This is a genomic window from Bordetella muralis (genome assembly GCF_965139205.1).
In the GTDB taxonomy this organism is placed as follows: domain Bacteria; phylum Pseudomonadota; class Gammaproteobacteria; order Burkholderiales; family Burkholderiaceae_B; genus Bordetella_A; species Bordetella_A muralis.
The window spans coordinates 1-14,445 of sequence record NZ_CBCSIU010000036.1 but is presented as its reverse complement, the minus strand read 5'-3'; the positions used below and the strand labels follow the sequence as shown (position 1 = coordinate 14,445).

General features: G+C 58.4%; 14 protein-coding genes and 1 other RNA gene. 7 read left to right on the top strand and 8 right to left on the bottom strand.

Annotated elements, in window-relative coordinates; all coding sequences use genetic code 11:
- Positions 1-51: 51 nt before the first annotated feature.
- From ACNA0I_RS25650 to ACNA0I_RS25620, 7 genes are all read right to left on the bottom strand, one after another.
- Complete coding sequence (locus ACNA0I_RS25650) at positions 52-1,371, bottom strand: MFS transporter (protein ID WP_415808850.1); 1,320 nt, start codon at positions 1,369-1,371, stop codon at positions 52-54.
- A gap of 78 nt (positions 1,372-1,449) precedes the next feature.
- Positions 1,450-2,112 (bottom strand): 3-oxo-tetronate 4-phosphate decarboxylase, encoded by a 663-nt coding sequence (gene otnC, locus ACNA0I_RS25645; protein ID WP_415808849.1) that lies wholly within the window; start codon positions 2,110-2,112, stop codon positions 1,450-1,452.
- Positions 2,112-3,398, bottom strand: coding sequence for a 3-oxo-tetronate kinase (otnK, locus tag ACNA0I_RS25640; RefSeq protein ID WP_415808848.1), 1,287 nt, complete (start codon positions 3,396-3,398; stop codon positions 2,112-2,114). Before otnK ends, otnC begins: the two co-directional genes overlap by 1 nt.
- A 75-nt stretch (positions 3,399-3,473) precedes the next feature.
- Complete coding sequence (gene ltnD / locus ACNA0I_RS25635; protein ID WP_415808847.1) at positions 3,474-4,424, bottom strand: L-threonate dehydrogenase; 951 nt, start codon at positions 4,422-4,424, stop codon at positions 3,474-3,476.
- Positions 4,425-4,504: 80 nt separating this feature from the next.
- Positions 4,505-5,377, bottom strand: a complete 873-nt coding sequence (locus ACNA0I_RS25630) for a FadR/GntR family transcriptional regulator (protein WP_415808846.1) — start codon at positions 5,375-5,377, stop codon at positions 4,505-4,507.
- 346 nt (positions 5,378-5,723) lie between these two features.
- Positions 5,724-7,229: a tripartite tricarboxylate transporter permease gene (locus ACNA0I_RS25625; protein ID WP_415808845.1), complete on the bottom strand. Its 1,506-nt coding sequence runs from the start codon at positions 7,227-7,229 to the stop codon at positions 5,724-5,726.
- A gap of 13 nt (positions 7,230-7,242) precedes the next feature.
- Complete coding sequence (locus ACNA0I_RS25620) at positions 7,243-7,707, bottom strand: tripartite tricarboxylate transporter TctB family protein (protein WP_415808844.1); 465 nt, start codon at positions 7,705-7,707, stop codon at positions 7,243-7,245.
- Positions 7,708-8,141: 434 nt separating this feature from the next.
- Between ACNA0I_RS25620 and ACNA0I_RS25615 the strand changes: the two genes are divergently transcribed.
- The 4 genes from ACNA0I_RS25615 (at position 8,142) to ACNA0I_RS25600 (ending at position 9,999) form a co-directional block, all read left to right on the top strand.
- Positions 8,142-8,603 (top strand): hypothetical protein, encoded by a 462-nt coding sequence (locus ACNA0I_RS25615; protein WP_415808843.1) that lies wholly within the window; start codon positions 8,142-8,144, stop codon positions 8,601-8,603.
- The gene (locus ACNA0I_RS25610) at positions 8,603-8,905 is read left to right on the top strand and encodes a cell division protein ZapA (RefSeq protein WP_415808842.1); all 303 of its coding nucleotides are present in this window, start codon (positions 8,603-8,605) and stop codon (positions 8,903-8,905) included. The genes ACNA0I_RS25615 and ACNA0I_RS25610 overlap by 1 nt, the downstream gene beginning before the upstream one ends.
- 59 nt (positions 8,906-8,964) lie before the next feature.
- Positions 8,965-9,150, top strand: a non-coding RNA gene (gene ssrS / locus ACNA0I_RS25605) — 6S RNA.
- 78 nt (positions 9,151-9,228) lie between these two features.
- Positions 9,229-9,999 (top strand): SIMPL domain-containing protein, encoded by a 771-nt coding sequence (locus ACNA0I_RS25600; RefSeq protein WP_415808862.1) that lies wholly within the window; start codon positions 9,229-9,231, stop codon positions 9,997-9,999.
- Here ACNA0I_RS25600 and lgt read toward each other — a convergent pair.
- Positions 9,974-10,762, bottom strand: a complete 789-nt coding sequence (gene lgt, locus ACNA0I_RS25595) for a prolipoprotein diacylglyceryl transferase (RefSeq protein ID WP_415808841.1) — start codon at positions 10,760-10,762, stop codon at positions 9,974-9,976. The genes ACNA0I_RS25600 and lgt overlap by 26 nt on opposite strands.
- A gap of 258 nt (positions 10,763-11,020) precedes the next feature.
- Here lgt and ilvD point away from each other — a divergent pair, with 258 nt between their 5' ends.
- The 3 genes from ilvD to msrA all read left to right on the top strand — a co-directional run bounded on the left by ilvD (position 11,021) and on the right by msrA (position 13,970).
- The gene (gene ilvD, locus ACNA0I_RS25590) at positions 11,021-12,706 is read left to right on the top strand and encodes a dihydroxy-acid dehydratase (RefSeq protein WP_415808840.1); all 1,686 of its coding nucleotides are present in this window, start codon (positions 11,021-11,023) and stop codon (positions 12,704-12,706) included.
- 163 nt (positions 12,707-12,869) lie between these two features.
- A complete protein-coding gene (locus tag ACNA0I_RS25585; protein ID WP_415808839.1) occupies positions 12,870-13,235 on the top strand; it encodes a c-type cytochrome in 366 nt (121 codons plus the stop codon).
- 171 nt (positions 13,236-13,406) lie between these two features.
- Positions 13,407-13,970, top strand: coding sequence for a peptide-methionine (S)-S-oxide reductase MsrA (gene msrA, locus ACNA0I_RS25580; RefSeq protein WP_415808838.1), 564 nt, complete (start codon positions 13,407-13,409; stop codon positions 13,968-13,970).
- The last annotated feature ends 475 nt before the right edge of the window (positions 13,971-14,445 follow it).

The following is a 14,445-nucleotide window of genomic DNA, read 5'->3' as shown; positions in this document are numbered from 1 at the left end:
GGAAGTGCATACAAACTGGGCGCAGCCGATAGCGGCGCGCCCAGATGGTGTTTAGCGGTTCACCTCGTTCTTGTTGGTCAAGAACACGGCGACAGCGCCGAGCAGCAGCATGGCAGTCAACATATACATGCCGGCTGCCGAGCTCTTCGTGGCGTCATTCAACAGGCCAATAGCGTAGGGGCTGACAAAGCCGGCCAGGTTGCCCACCGAGTTGATGACTGCAATCCCTGCGACCGCACCGGTGCCGGACAGGAATGCAGTAGGCAGCGACCAGAACAAGGGCGAGCACGTCAGCGCGCCGCCCGCTGCAATGGACAGGGCCAGCATTGCCAGCACCGTGTTGTCGGCATAAGCGGCAGAGACTGCAAATCCGATCGCTCCAAAGGTCGCCGGAATGATCAGGTGCCAACGACGCTCACGCATGCGGTCGGCGTTGCGGCCGATCAGTATCATCGAGATCGCGGCCACAACAAAGGGAATGGCACTGATCAGGCCGATATTGAACGCGCCTTGTACCCCCGTGGATTTCACCAGCGACGGCATCCAGAATGTCAGGCCGTATTGACCCATCACAAAGCAGAAATAGATCAGGCACATCCACCACACTCGCAGATCGGCGAATACCGCTTTGGTGGTGCCGGGGCTGGTCTTGTGCTTCGATTTGGCCTCTGCCTCGATGTCGCGGGCGACGACCGCCTTTTCTTCGTCGGTCAGCCATTTGGCCGAACGCACGTCGTTATCCAGATAGAGCAGCGTCACGATACCCAGGACCAAGGCGGGCAGGGCTTCGATGACGAACATCCACTGCCAGCCGCCATGGCCCATATAGCCATTGAAATTCTGCATCAGGTAGCCGGACAATGGCCCGCCGAAAATCCCTGACAATGGAATGGCCGCCATGAACACTGCGATCATTTTGGCGCGGCGATGTCCAGGGAACCAGTACGTCAGATACAGGATCACGCCGGGATAAAAGCCTGCCTCAGCTGCGCCCAATAGAAAGCGCAATACATAGAACTGCGTGGGCGTAGACACAAAAAAGAAGCAGCCCGACAAAATGCCCCACGTGATCATGATGCGCGCGATCCAGATACGTGCGCCGACACGATTCATCAGCAGGTTGGACGGCACTTCGAAAAAGAAGTACCCGATAAAGAACAAGCCCGCACCCAATCCGAACACGGTTTCCGAGAAACCCAGATCGATGGACATTTGCAGCTTGGCAAAACCGACGTTCACGCGATCCAGATAGGCGATGACATAGCAGATCATCAAGAAAGGCATGATGCGCCATGCTATCTTGGAATAGACGCGGTTGGACTCCGAATTAGACACCGCGCCAACGGTGTCCGTCACTGTTTGAGCAGTCACTGTGCTCCTCCTGCTGTTTATAAAAAGGGGTGACGAGCCGCGCTATGGCGCGGCCCGTGTGGTAACCGGCCTCAGGCGCTACCAGCGCGCCTTGAATGTCTGGCGCAATTCATCGATCGCGTCCTCGGACAGTGCCGTGCCTTGCCGTTGCATCATGAGCCACAGCTTGGCGGTTTCTTCGAGTTCTTCCAGAGCAAACGCCGCGTTGGACACCGAGTCGTGCCAGACGACGGGGCCCAGGCGTTCGAGCAGCACGCCACGCACGCTGCTGGCCAGGCCCGCGATCTGTTCCGCCACTTTTGGATCGCCGGGACGGTGATACGGAATCAGCGGAACATGGCCCACTTTCATGACGTAATACGGCGTAATGGGCGGCACCACGTCTTCGGGTTTCCATACGCCAGCCAGCGTCAAGGCCACCAGATTGGTGGAGTGTGTATGAACGACTGCATTGGCTTGTGCATTGTTAGCGTAGACGTTGCGGTGCAATGCCAATGTCTTGGATGCGCGAGCACCAGAAATTTGTACGCCATCAGGGCCGACTTTGCTCAATTGAGCAGGATCCAGCATGCCCAGGCAGGCATCGGTGGGTGTGATCAACCAGCCGTCGGGCAGGCGCGCGCTGATGTTTCCAGACGAGCCCACGGTGTAGCCACGATTGAACAGCGCCGCACCGATGCGGCAGATTTCCTCACGCAGTGTGCTTTCCGCGTTGGCCGCGGCGTCGATAACGTTGGCCATTACAGGGATCCTCCCACCGCTTTCAGGGCTTTCTCAAAAAAATCCACCGTGCCGAAATTGCCCGACTTCAAGGCCAGCGCCAATTGCGCGCCGCCGTTGCCGTCGATGGCCACGGTCGCGGGCACGCCGGGGTCGATCTGAGGGCCGATACGCAGAGCGCGTACGTCCAGGGCCTGTACCACGGCGCCCGAGGTCTCGCCACCGGCGACCACAAAGTGGGTCACCCCTTGATCGCCTAATTTGCTTGCAACGGTCGCCAAGGCTTGCTCGACCAATTCTCCCGCGCGCTGCGTGCCCAGCTCGGCCTGCACGGCGCGGACTTCGTCCGGCGTAGCCGTCGCATAGATCAGCACGGTTTTGGGGGCATGTTCCTGCGCAAACGCCAATGCTTGTCCCACGACGTCGTCGCCCTTGGCCAGCGCCAGCGGATCGATGCGGAACGCCGGGTGAGAGGCCTTCCAGTGCGCGACCTGGCCATTGGTGGCTTTGGACGCACTGCCTGCCAGGACAACGCTTCGACCTTCGATGCCGGGCAGATCGGCCGCGGATCCTGTGGCGTTCAGCGCGCCGGTACGCACGAAATTGCCTGGCAACCCGAGAGCAACACCCGAACCGCCGGTAATCAGCGTCAGGTCGCTGCATCCCGCACCCAGTGTGTACAGGTCATCATTCGAAATCGCATCGGCAATCGCCATGCGTATGCCGGCTTCGCGCAACGCCGCAATCTTCGCTTTGATGGCATCTGCACCTTTCTTGACGGTATTCGCGTCAATCAGGCCCACTTTAGACGGCGTCTGACGTTGCAGCACACGGACCAGGTTCGCGTCGCGCATCGGCGTCAACGGGTGGTTTTCCATGCCCGACTCATTAAGCAATGTGTCGTTCACAAACAAGTGGCCGTGGTACACCGTGCGGCCGTTCTCGGGGAACGCGGGGCATGCGATCGTAAAGTCCGCGCCCAGTGCTTGCAGCAATGCGTCCGCAACGGGCCCGATATTGCCTTGGTCGGTCGAGTCGAATGTCGAGCAGTATTTGAAGAAAAACTGCGTGCAACCCTGATCTTGCAGCCACTTCAAAGCGGCCAGCGATTGTTCGACAGCCTCTTGCGGCGCGATAGTGCGCGATTTCAACGCGACGACGATGGCGTCCACATCCTGCACCGGCGCAGCAGGCACGCCGATGGTTTGAATCGTGCGCATACCTTCGCGCACCAGCATGTTGGCCAAATCAGTAGCGCCGGTAAAATCGTCGGCGATGCAGCCCAGCAAAGGCTTACCAGATGTCATGACGGAGATCCTGGGATAGCAGAGAAAAAAAGTTGAACAGGCGGTATGCCTGCATCGTTGATGCAGGCACGGCGTTTAATGCGTGTCGGGGTCGCGCTTAGACGGGATTTCAATACCCGGGAAAATCTTGATGACCGCAGAGTCGTCCTCACCGCCATGCCCCGCCGTGGAGGCCTGCATGAACATCTGGTGCGCTGTGGCCGACAGCGGCAGCGGGAATTTGCTGGCGCGGGCCGTATCCAGGACCAGACCCAGATCCTTCACGAAAATATCGACGGCCGACAACGGCGTGTAATCGCCGTTCAGAATGTGCGGCACGCGGTTCTCGAACATCCACGAGTTCCCTGCGCTGTGGGTGATGACCTCGTACAACGCATCAGGATCCACGCCTTCGCGCAGGCCCAAGGCCATGGCCTCGGCCGACGCGGCGATATGGACGCCTGCCAGCAATTGATTGATGATTTTGACCTTGGAGCCTTGGCCGTGCTGGTCGCCCAGCCGATACACCTTGCCGGCCATGGCTGCCAGCACATGTTCGCAGGCCGCATAGGCGGCTGCCGGGCCAGAGGTCATCATCGTCATGGTTCCCTCTGCGGCCCGTGCGGCTCCGCCGGACACCGGGGCGTCCAGCATGTGCAGGCCCATGTCTTGCAGACGCTGGCCCAGACGAATGGCAAATTCGGGAGCCACCGTGGCGCATGCGATCACGACCGAGCCGGGCTTCATTGCATGCGCCAGGCCTTGTGTGCCGTCAGCGCCAAACAGCACGCTCTCGGTTTGAGCGGCGTTGACCACCAGCAGGACAACGGCATCGCAGTGTTGGCCCATCTCAGCCAGGCTCTGGCAGGCGACCCCGCCTTCGGCAGCGAAACCGTCCAACACCTGCTGCCGTACGTCATTGGCATAGACGTGCAAGCCTGCGCGCAGCAACGAGCGGGCCACGCCCAGGCCCATCGCGCCCAATCCAACTATGCCTACGTTCTTCGTCATTTTTGATTCGTTCCTTCGATTACGTTGGGATGCCATGACGTCTCGAAAGCGGTTGCGCGGACGTCAGCGAGCGTCTGGCATCGGAGCTGCATGTGCCAGGCGCGGGTGGCAGAATGTCAGGTGTCGTTCCCCGGGGTATTGACTGGACTCGTCTTGCGCTTGTGCGAGCGCGGAGTGTCCGCATTGGCCTGTTTGCTGGCGCCTTTCAGCCGCGTCGCCGTACGGGGAGAGCCGGCAGAGAGCTTGCGGTCTTTCGGGACCGGTTGCCCTGTCAGGTTGGTTGCTGCCTGCGCACTTTGTTTGAGGCGTCGCCCAGCGTTGTACAGATGGGTTTGCGCCATGTGACGTGCAGAGACTGGATCGCCAGCGCGTATCGCATCGACCAGCGCCTGGTGTTCTTCGTGGACCTGACGCGCAAAATCGGCGTTTTGTGCCTCGTTGTTGCGCGTAATGTGTACGGCCGCTTCCAGATACTGATTCAGGAATCGCAACGTGTTCAACAGAAACGGATTCCCTGCGGCTTGGGCGATGGTCCGGTGAAACGCCACATCGGCCAACACGCCGTCGTTGCCTTTGGCCACCTCGTGCGAGATCGCAGCCAGTGCATTTTCGATTTTTTCCAGTTGGCGCGCTGTGCGTTTTATCGCCGCCTGCTCGGCTGCTTCCGCCTCCAATGCGCGTCGTACGTCCAACAACTGCAACACGGCACTCAAAGAGCCTACATCGCCGGGATCGATGCGCAGCGGCATGACCAGGCCATGCGGGCTGACATACACGCCGCTGCCCTGGCGCGACTCGACGACCCCCTGGCTTTTCAATTGCGCCATGGCTTCGCGCACGACGGCGCGGCTGATGCCAAATTGCTCTGCCAGCACCGCCTCGGACGGCAATTTTGCACCGGCGGGCAGGTTGCCATTGCTGATTTGCTCCAGCAGCGCCTGTGCGACACCGTCGCTCAGCCCCGCACGAGAATTGACTTTCTGGAACATGTCTCTGGGTTGTATTTCTAGTCGATGTACTCTGAAAACCACCCTGGTTATCAGACAACTTTGCGGAAGTTTAACCGACGAAATCAAACTGTCAAATACCGGAGGGGAACACTTTTTGCACGGCGAATATCCCCCGCGCTTCCTTGACGGACTATCTCAAAAAGATACGATTATTCCGCGTGGTCCGGCATAGCAAAGACCCATGCTGCGTTTTTTGCCTTGGGCGGTCCGGCAACAAAAAAGCCAGGCACTTCACAGTGCCTGGCTTTAGGGGACGCTATTCAGGTAGCGCCGCTTATCGCCTATCTATCCATAGAGGCAGGGCGGCGCGGATACCTTCAAAGACTTAATCTTCTTCGACGAACGTCTCTTCACGTTTCTTGCGGATCGATGGCAACGCCACGATTACCACCAGGAACGCCGCAACAGCCAGCAGCGATGCCGACAGCGGACGATCCACGAACGTCATGAAATCACCGCGTGACAGCAGCAGGGCGCGACGGAAGTTTTCTTCCATCATGGGGCCCAGCACCAGGCCCAGCAGCAACGGGGCGCCTTCGCACTTCAGTTTCGACCAGACATAGCCGATCACGCCAAAGATCGCCGTGGTGAAGATGTCGAACGTGTTGTAGTTCAACGAATACACCCCGATCGTGCAGAACACCAGAATCGCCGGGAACAGAATGCGATAGGGCACTTTCAGCAGCTTGACCCAGAGGCCGATCAGCGGCAGGTTCAGCACCACCAGCATCAGGTTACCGATCCACATCGAGGCGATCAGACCCCAGAACAATTCCGGGTGGCTGCTCATCACCTGGGGACCAGGCTGAATGTTGTGGATGGTCATCGCACCGACCATCAGCGCCATCACCGCGTTACCCGGGATACCCAGGGTCAGCAACGGGATGAACGACGTCTGCGCTGCGGCGTTGTTGGCCGACTCGGGGCCGCCCAGACCTGCAGGGTGGCCTTTACCAAAGCGCTCGGGGTTCTTCGAGATCTTCTTTTCCAGGGTGTACGAGGCAAACGAAGACAGCACCGCGCCGCCGCCGGGCAGAATACCCAGCATCGAGCCCAGAATCGTGCCACGCACCGCGGCTGGAGCGGCTTCCTTGAACTCTTGCTTGTTCGGATACAGTGAGCCGATCTTGTCGGTAATGTCGACGCGATTCTCTTTCTGTTCCAGGTTGGTCATGATTTCGGCAAAACCGAACACACCCATGGCCACGATGGCAAAGTCGATACCGTCTTGCAGTTCGGGAATACCGAAGTCAAAGCGGGCGACCCCCGAGTTGACGTCCGTACCCACCATGCCCAGCAGCAGGCCCAGGATGATCATCGCGATTGCTTTGGGCAACGAGCCCGAGGCCAGCACCACCGCGCCCACCAGACCGAGGGTCATCAGCGAGAAATACTCGGCAGGGCCGAATTTAAAGGCGACTTCGGCCAGCGGGGGCGCAAAAGCGGCCAGCAACAGCGTTGCGACGCAGCCGGCAAAGAACGAGCCCATGGCGGCAATTGCCAGTGCAGCGCCGGCCCGTCCGTTACGCGCCATCTGGTGACCATCGAGCACCGTCACCACCGCGGACGTCTCTCCGGGGAGCGCCACCAGAATAGCCGTGGTCGACCCACCATACTGCGCACCGTAATAGATACCGGCCAACATGATGAGACCAGCCACCGGCGGCAGCACGTAGGTGATCGGCAGCAGCATCGCGATCGTGGGAACCGGGCCAATCCCAGGCAACACCCCGATCAGGGTGCCCAGAATACAACCCAGCAAAGCGTACAGCAGGTTCTCGGGCGTGAACGCCACCGAGAATCCCAGCATCAAGTGATCAAATAATTCCATGGCCGAAGACTCCTTAGTTCATGCCTAGAAACGACGGCCACAGCGGGAAAATCAGCCCCAGCCCTTTGATGAATGCCAGATACGAGAACACCACCAGGAAAATCCCGTTGCCGATGGCGACTTTCAGGTTGAACTCGTGGCTGGCCAGGCTGCTGACGATGACCAGAATAAAGACCGAGATATAGACACCCAGCAGTTTCAGGACCAGGGCGTACAACACGACGGATCCGATCACCAGAAAGGTGATGCGCCAGTCGAATTTCTCGATATGCGTTTCCGTTGCTTTCTTGCTCAGCGAGCCGAGCAGCACGATGGCGCCCAGCAATGCCAGGACCAGCCCCAGCGCGAAAGGAAAGTACCCCGGCCCCATCCGGGCGGCAGTCCCCATTTGATAGCTCGTCGATTGCCAAGCGGCTGCCAATCCGATGGCGATGAACATCACCCCGGACCAGAAATCCTGCCGATTGCGTAGCTGCATGGTCTACTCCTATTTACAGCATGTGAGTTAAAGCCAAGTCGTTCGATGAACGATGCTCTGAAAAATGAACACCTCGTCGTGCTGCTCGTTGTTATGAAATCGAGGTGCGTCTTTTGAGCAGGGCGCATGGTAGCGAAGGGGCCTGGGCCTGCAAACCCAAGCTGTTCCAGATGCAGATGGGGTTTTCCCTAAAACTGGCGTCCAAGTTGTAACCTTGGGCCACTACCGGTCCCAAATGAAAGCAAAATGAAAGTAAATAGAAAGACAGGCGAAAGCCTGTGATCGATCAAGGCTTGATCAACGCAAGTCCTGTGTCAGAATTCTTTGGTACAGGCAGTTTGCATGGTCAACTGCAAGTCCTACAGAATATTGCTGGTTTTCTCACGTTGCGTACGGCCTCCCAGCCAGTGCGCGGATGGTTTACGATAGCGCCCATGCTGCAAGATCTAGATCAACTCGCCGCCCGTATCGGGCAATTAGTGCAACGCACCCGGCAACTTCAGGCCGAGCGTGATGCGTTGCGTATCAGCCTGGGCCAAAGCGAAGCCGCTCAGCGCGCATTAGAGCAACGCTGCAATGAGCGTCAGGCCGAAATTTTGGTGCTGCAGACCAAATTGCAGGAGCACGACGGGGCGGTGGAAGACCTCTTGTCCGAGGCGCGCCAGTCAGAGATAGATTTGCGTGCGCAGCTTGCCCGCCAAATATCCGAGCAGCAAACGCTCGAATCTCGTGCCCAGACGCGTGAGGCGGAATTGCTCGGCAGCCTCAGTGCCAAAGACACGGATCTGCAACGCCTGCGTGTCGCGACGGACGCCGCACGCGAACGGATCGATAGCGTGTTGGCGCGCCTGCCTGGCGCTGCCGCCGAAGACCAATCCTCCGGAGCGCAGCCCTGATGGAACGTATTGATGTCACGATATTGGGGCGCGATTATTCTCTCGCGTGCTCCACCGAAGAAAAACCCACGCTGTTGGCCGCCGTGCGCCACGTTGATCAGCTCATGCTGCGCATCCAGGGTTCTGGCAAAGTCTCCAGCAACGAACGCATTGCCGTCATGGCGGCTTTGCAGGTTGCTAGCGAGTTGTTATCCATGAAAGCGCCTGACGGTCCACTCGGAGGTTTGGCGGTAGGCGAGTTCAAGGGTAGAATCGAACACATGAATTCTCTGCTTGACGAGGCATTGTCCAAACAGGGATAGCAGTACGGACCTCGGTCCCCGGCGTGTCGGTATCACGCATGATTTGATGTTTTTTCAGTTTGTCCCTGCAGTGCTCGTGACTTGGCCATACATTCTCTGAACCTATGTCTTACGGCATATTGGTTGCGTGAATGGTGAGTGGGAGTGATTGTCTACCCGTAGACGAACCCGAAGCTCAACGGATCGCGACCACCTTGAACCTCACGGTTCGAGATGCCGGCCTAGACGGCACAGGCGGGGCATCTATTCCGGCGGGCCTGGATTTTCTCTCAGGCCCGCACCGGATGTCTCTCTTTCCCACTCTTTCATACAGGTCCTTCATGATGCACTCCTTTCGCGTGCCTTCATTGAATCGTCTTGCGACTGCCTGCTGCGCAGCATTCGTCCTGACGGCCGCGCCGTTGGCGCATTCTCAGCAACCGCCGGCACCACCTCGCGCGCCGGCGCCTGCTGTCCATCCCGACGAACGCGTGCCCGAATTGACCCTGCAGGCATCTGCCTCCGCCGATGTACAGCAGGACACCGTTCGCATCACGCTGGCCGCGGAGTTCGATGCCGACTCACAGACCAAGGCCACGACCCAATTGAGTACGGTGCTTGACGAGACCGTCAAACGTACCGAGGGCGCAAAGGGCATACAGGTCCATACCAGTGGCTACAACGTCTGGCCCAACACGGACGAAAAGGGCAAGATCCAGAACTGGCGCGCTCGCGGGGAAATCGTCCTCGAGTCCAAGGACTTTGCCGCTGCCTCGGCATTGGCCTCCAAGCTGTCCGACAAAGTCGCCATCTCGCAGATCAGTTTCTCGCTGTCACGCGAGGCGCGCGACGCCGCAGAAAAGAAACTGCTCGGTCAGGCGGCTGATGCCTTTTTGGCGCGAGCACAGGCCGCGGCCCAGGCTTTCGGCTATAGCAGCTATCGCGTGCAGCAACTCGAATTGAGCGGGGGCGGTTCACCGGTCCCGGTACCGAGACCAATGGGTGCGATGGCCAAAAGCAGCCTGAGCAGTGCAGCCGGCTATGCCGACGCGCCGCTCGAGGCTGGTCAGGTCACTGTGACGCTTTCCGTCAACGGGACTGTCGCTTTGCAGTAAAGAAAAACATCGCAATGCCAATGAGCACCATGGGCAGGGACAACCATTGTCCCATGCTCATGCCTCCGGCGAGCAAGCCCAGAAAATCATCTGGCTCACGCGTGAATTCCACCAAAAACCGGAACGCGCCATAGCCGATCAAAAATAGTCCGCTCACTTGACCGAGAGGGCGAGGCTTGCTGGAAAACCACCACAGCAGGGCGAATAGCACGATGCCTTCCAGCCCCAGTTCATAAAGCTGCGAAGGGTGGCGAGGCACATCTGTGCCCGATTGCGGAAACACCATCGCCCAGGGCACATCAGTGGGGCGGCCCCAGAGTTCGCCATTGATAAAGTTGCCCAGACGACCCGCACCCAGCCCCAGGGGAATCAGCGGTGCGATGAAATCACTGATCGTAAAGAACGACACCTTCTTTTTGCGCGCAATCAGCAGCATGACCAGGATCACGCCGATCAGCCCGCCGTGAAAAGACATCCCGCCTTCCCATAGGTAGAAAATTTCCAGGGGATGGGCCAGGTAATAGCCGGGCTTATAAAACAGCACATAGCCCAGACGGCCGCCCAGCACCACACCCAGCACACTATAAAAAATAATGTCTTCCAGGTCGCGCGTATTGAGCGCAGGCGTATGGCCGCGAGTCAGGCGTCGACGGCCCAACAGATAAACCAGTGCAAATCCGACGAGATACATCAGGCCATACCAATGAATGGCGACGGGGCCGATGCTCAGGGCAATAGGGTCAAACTCGGGATGGTGCAGCATAATCCGCCATGCAATAAAAGATTGGGTCGATAATAACCGGCACAGGTGTCGTTATGCCGCTCGGTATGCAATGACTCTCAAGGAAATGCCGAATCAGTCGGTTCAGAAAGTTTCCATGTCCAGAAAAATCGAGGGCCTGGATGCGCTTGAACTTGCTACATTCGACTTATTCGGCGCGATTCCTTGATTTTCTTGTTCCCCGCCCAGAGGCGAGCTGGGCGAGACCCTGTTCAGGAGCGCCCAATATGGAGACAGACCATGCCCAACAACGAACGTTCACGCCACGTTACCCACGGCGTTGCCCGTGCGCCCAATCGGGCCATGTATTACGCGCTGGGCTACCAAGAGTCCGATTTTGATAATCCCATGATTGGCGTGGCCAATGGCCACTCCACCATTACGCCCTGTAACAGCGGCTTGCAGCGCCTGGCTGATGCCGCCATCGATGCGATCCGTGAGTCGCGCGCCAATCCGCAAGTATTCGGCACGCCCACCATCTCCGATGGCATGTCCATGGGCACCGAGGGCATGAAATATTCCCTGGTCTCGCGCGAGGTGATTGCCGACTGTATTGAAACGGCGGTTCAAGGGCAGTGGATGGATGGCGTGGTCGTCATCGGGGGGTGCGATAAAAACATGCCCGGCGGCATGATCGCGCTGGCCCGTACCAACGTCCCGGGTATTTATGTCTATGGCGGCACCATCAAGCCCGGCCATTACCAAGGCAAAGACCTGACCATTGTCTCGGTGTTCGAGGCCGTGGGCGAGTTCACCATGGGACGCATGGGCCAGGAAGATTTCAAACAAATCGAAAAATGCGCGATTCCGGGATCGGGATCCTGTGGCGGGATGTACACCGCCAACACGATGAGTTCTGCCTTCGAGGCGCTCGGCATGAGCTTGCCGTATTCCAGCACGATGGCCAACGAAGACGACGAAAAAGTCGTTTCCGCAGCCGAATCGGCCCGGGTTCTGGTCGATGCCGTACGGCGTGGTGTGCGTCCGCGTGACATCATTACTCGCGAATCCATCGAAAACGCCGTGTCCGTCATCATGGCGACGGGTGGATCCACCAACGCGGTCCTGCATTTTCTGGCCATCGCGCATGCGGCCGAAGTCCCTTGGACGATCGATGACTTCGAGCGTATCAGGCGCCGTGTCCCCGTTATTTGTGATCTAAAACCATCCGGTCGTTACGTCGCCACCGATTTGCATCGTGCAGGCGGAATTCCGCAGGTAATGAAGCTGCTGCTGGACGCGGGTTTACTGCATGGGGATTGCATCACCATTACTGGCAAAACCATTGCAGAATCTTTGGCGGACGTTCCTGCAGTGCCCCGTTCAGATCAAGATGTGATTCGGCCGATAGACCGCGCTCTGTATCCGCAGGGGCATCTGGCCATTCTCAAGGGCAACTTGTCTCCCGAGGGGTGTGTCGCCAAAATCACTGGCCTGAAAAATCCCGTCATTACCGGGCCTGCCCGCGTTTTCGATTCCGAAGACGAGGCCATGACCGCCATCATGGACCGCCGCATCCAGCACGGCGACGTTGTTGTCATCCGCTACGAGGGTCCGAAAGGCGGCCCGGGAATGCGCGAAATGTTGGCGCCGACGTCGGCATTGGTTGGCCAGGGCTTGGGCGAGACCGTGGGTTTGATCACCGATGGCCGTTTCTCCGGCGGAACCTGGGGTATGGTTGTTGGGCATGTGGCCCCCGAGGCCTATGTCGGCGGGCCGATTGCGCTCATTCAGGAGGACGATTCAGTTACCATCGACGCTCATCAGTTGCTGCTGCAGCTCAACATTTCTGACGAAGAGTTGGCGGCGCGCCGAGACGCCTGGGTCCAGCCCAAACCACGCTACACCCGGGGCGTGCTGGCTAAATTCGGCAAATTGGCCAGCACGGCCAGCCGAGGAGCGGTGACAGACGCCTTTGAGTCCTGACGATTCGCTTCGACATTTGAGCTCAGGCCCAGTGACCACGCAGTTGTGCGAAAGGGGGCGGCAGTTAGGGGCGGGGCGGCCGCCGGAATCCAGGAAGGCGGGCAGGAGCCAGGATGTCGCCGTTTCGCGATTTTGATCGTTTTTCGAACTTGAGACAGTACGGATGTATGTAACGACAGGCAGGACGGCCGCCATTGTTTTCGGCCTATGGGCAATCATTCTGTCCCCCACTGGCGCGCAAGCGGCCGATCAATCTACAGGCGAGGCCTTGGCGCAAAGCAAAGCCTGTATGGCGTGTCACCAAGTCGACAGCAAACGGGTGGGGCCGCCATTGCGCAGTATCGGGGAACGATATGCCGCGGCGGGCGAGGGCGACGCCATGGTGCAGTACCTGGCAGGGAAAATCCGTTCCGGCGGACGAGGCGTCTGGGGGGCCGTACCGATGCCGGCACAACCGCAGGTCAGCGAAGAGGATGCTCGCACCTTGGCCGAATGGGTGCTGTCCCTGGCGCCGGCTAAATCCAACTAATTCCGGCCGACATGGCCGAATGACCCGATCTTTACACCTTTATATATGGCGGGCCGTCTCCATATCTGTCCCTCTATCTAATATATAGAGCGGTGGCCCATTCCTATCTGCTATCTAGATATAGTAGACAGCAGTGACAGAGAAACGCCTATTGAATAAGGAATCATGATCATGTCGGAATCCACATCTTCCCCGGCTACCGAGGTCGCCATCTTGGGCGGAGGCTGCTTCTGGTGCGTCGAGGCCGTTCTCGAGGATTTGCGAGGCGTCGTCAGCGTGCTGCCCGGCTATAGCGGCGGCCATGTCGATCATCCATCGTACGAGCAAGTCTGCGGCAAAGCCACCGGCCATGTCGAAGTCGCCCGTGTCGAGTTCGATCCCTCAGTGTTGTCCTATGCGGACCTGTTGCGGGTATTCTTCGCCACGCACGACCCGACCACTCCAGGACGCCAGGGCAATGACGTGGGGCCCCAGTACGAGTCCTCCATCTTTTGGCAAAACGAGGCCCAACGCCAGCAGGCTCAGGCCGTCATTGCCGAAGTCGATGCGCAGCATATTTATGATGCGCCCATTGTGACCCAACTGCGCGAGCCCGCCACATTCTGGCCGGCAGAGGACTATCACCGCAATTATTTTGCGCTGCACCCTGAGCAGGGCTATTGCCAATTCGTGATTGCGCCAAAGGTCGCGAAATTCCGTAAACAGTTCAGTGATCGACTGAAAAAACACAGCTAGTACTTATCTTTCCCAGGGGGGCGAGCGGCTTTTAAGCCTCTTGTCCCCAATTTTTTTGGATATTTTAGAAAAAAGTGCCGGTATTGCCGTAACGCCTTTGTAATGTGTGCTATAGTCTCGCTCCTTCGCTGCTTGAACACGAAATCAGACGAAACGCAGTTTCGGTTGAGACGGGATCAGGCGGTGGGGCCGAAGTGGTAACGCAGTAAATTCCCGCGACGATGATTATTTGAGATCTAGTTGCACCGAATTTAAAAAGTGTGTTAATATTTCGGGCTCGGCAGTTGGTGAGGTTAGGGTTAACCCTGATATCCCGAATGGCCGAGGCAGCGACTGGGGCGACCTGGTGGCTGTGAGATGATGAAGCGTTCAGATCGAAACGAAAACGAATCGATTTGACAGCGTGAAAAAAAGCCTTCATAATCTCGTTTCTCTGCTGCTGACACAGTAGCAGATGCGAAGCGAAAGCGACGCA

Bases quoted from the DNA above. Each gene is read 5' to 3' on its own strand.
- otnC (WP_415808849.1), bottom strand. From the start codon at position 2,112: ATGGCCAACGTTATCGACGCCGCGGCCAACGCGGAAAGCACACTGCGT.
- otnK (WP_415808848.1), bottom strand. From the start codon at position 3,398: ATGACATCTGGTAAGCCTTTGCTGGGCTGCATCGCCGACGATTTTACC.
- ltnD (WP_415808847.1), bottom strand. From the start codon at position 4,424: ATGGCATCCCAACGTAATCGAAGGAACGAATCAAAAATGACGAAGAAC.
- ACNA0I_RS25630 (WP_415808846.1), bottom strand. From the start codon at position 5,377: ATGTTCCAGAAAGTCAATTCTCGTGCGGGGCTGAGCGACGGTGTCGCA.
- ACNA0I_RS25625 (WP_415808845.1), bottom strand. From the start codon at position 7,229: ATGGAATTATTTGATCACTTGATGCTGGGATTCTCGGTGGCGTTCACG.
- ACNA0I_RS25620 (WP_415808844.1), bottom strand. From the start codon at position 7,707: ATGCAGCTACGCAATCGGCAGGATTTCTGGTCCGGGGTGATGTTCATC.
- ACNA0I_RS25615 (WP_415808843.1), top strand. From the start codon at position 8,142: ATGCTGCAAGATCTAGATCAACTCGCCGCCCGTATCGGGCAATTAGTG.
- ACNA0I_RS25610 (WP_415808842.1), top strand. From the start codon at position 8,603: ATGGAACGTATTGATGTCACGATATTGGGGCGCGATTATTCTCTCGCG.
- ACNA0I_RS25600 (WP_415808862.1), top strand. From the start codon at position 9,229: ATGCACTCCTTTCGCGTGCCTTCATTGAATCGTCTTGCGACTGCCTGC.
- lgt (WP_415808841.1), bottom strand. From the start codon at position 10,762: ATGCTGCACCATCCCGAGTTTGACCCTATTGCCCTGAGCATCGGCCCC.
- ilvD (WP_415808840.1), top strand. From the start codon at position 11,021: ATGCCCAACAACGAACGTTCACGCCACGTTACCCACGGCGTTGCCCGT.
- ACNA0I_RS25585 (WP_415808839.1), top strand. From the start codon at position 12,870: ATGTATGTAACGACAGGCAGGACGGCCGCCATTGTTTTCGGCCTATGG.
- msrA (WP_415808838.1), top strand. From the start codon at position 13,407: ATGTCGGAATCCACATCTTCCCCGGCTACCGAGGTCGCCATCTTGGGC.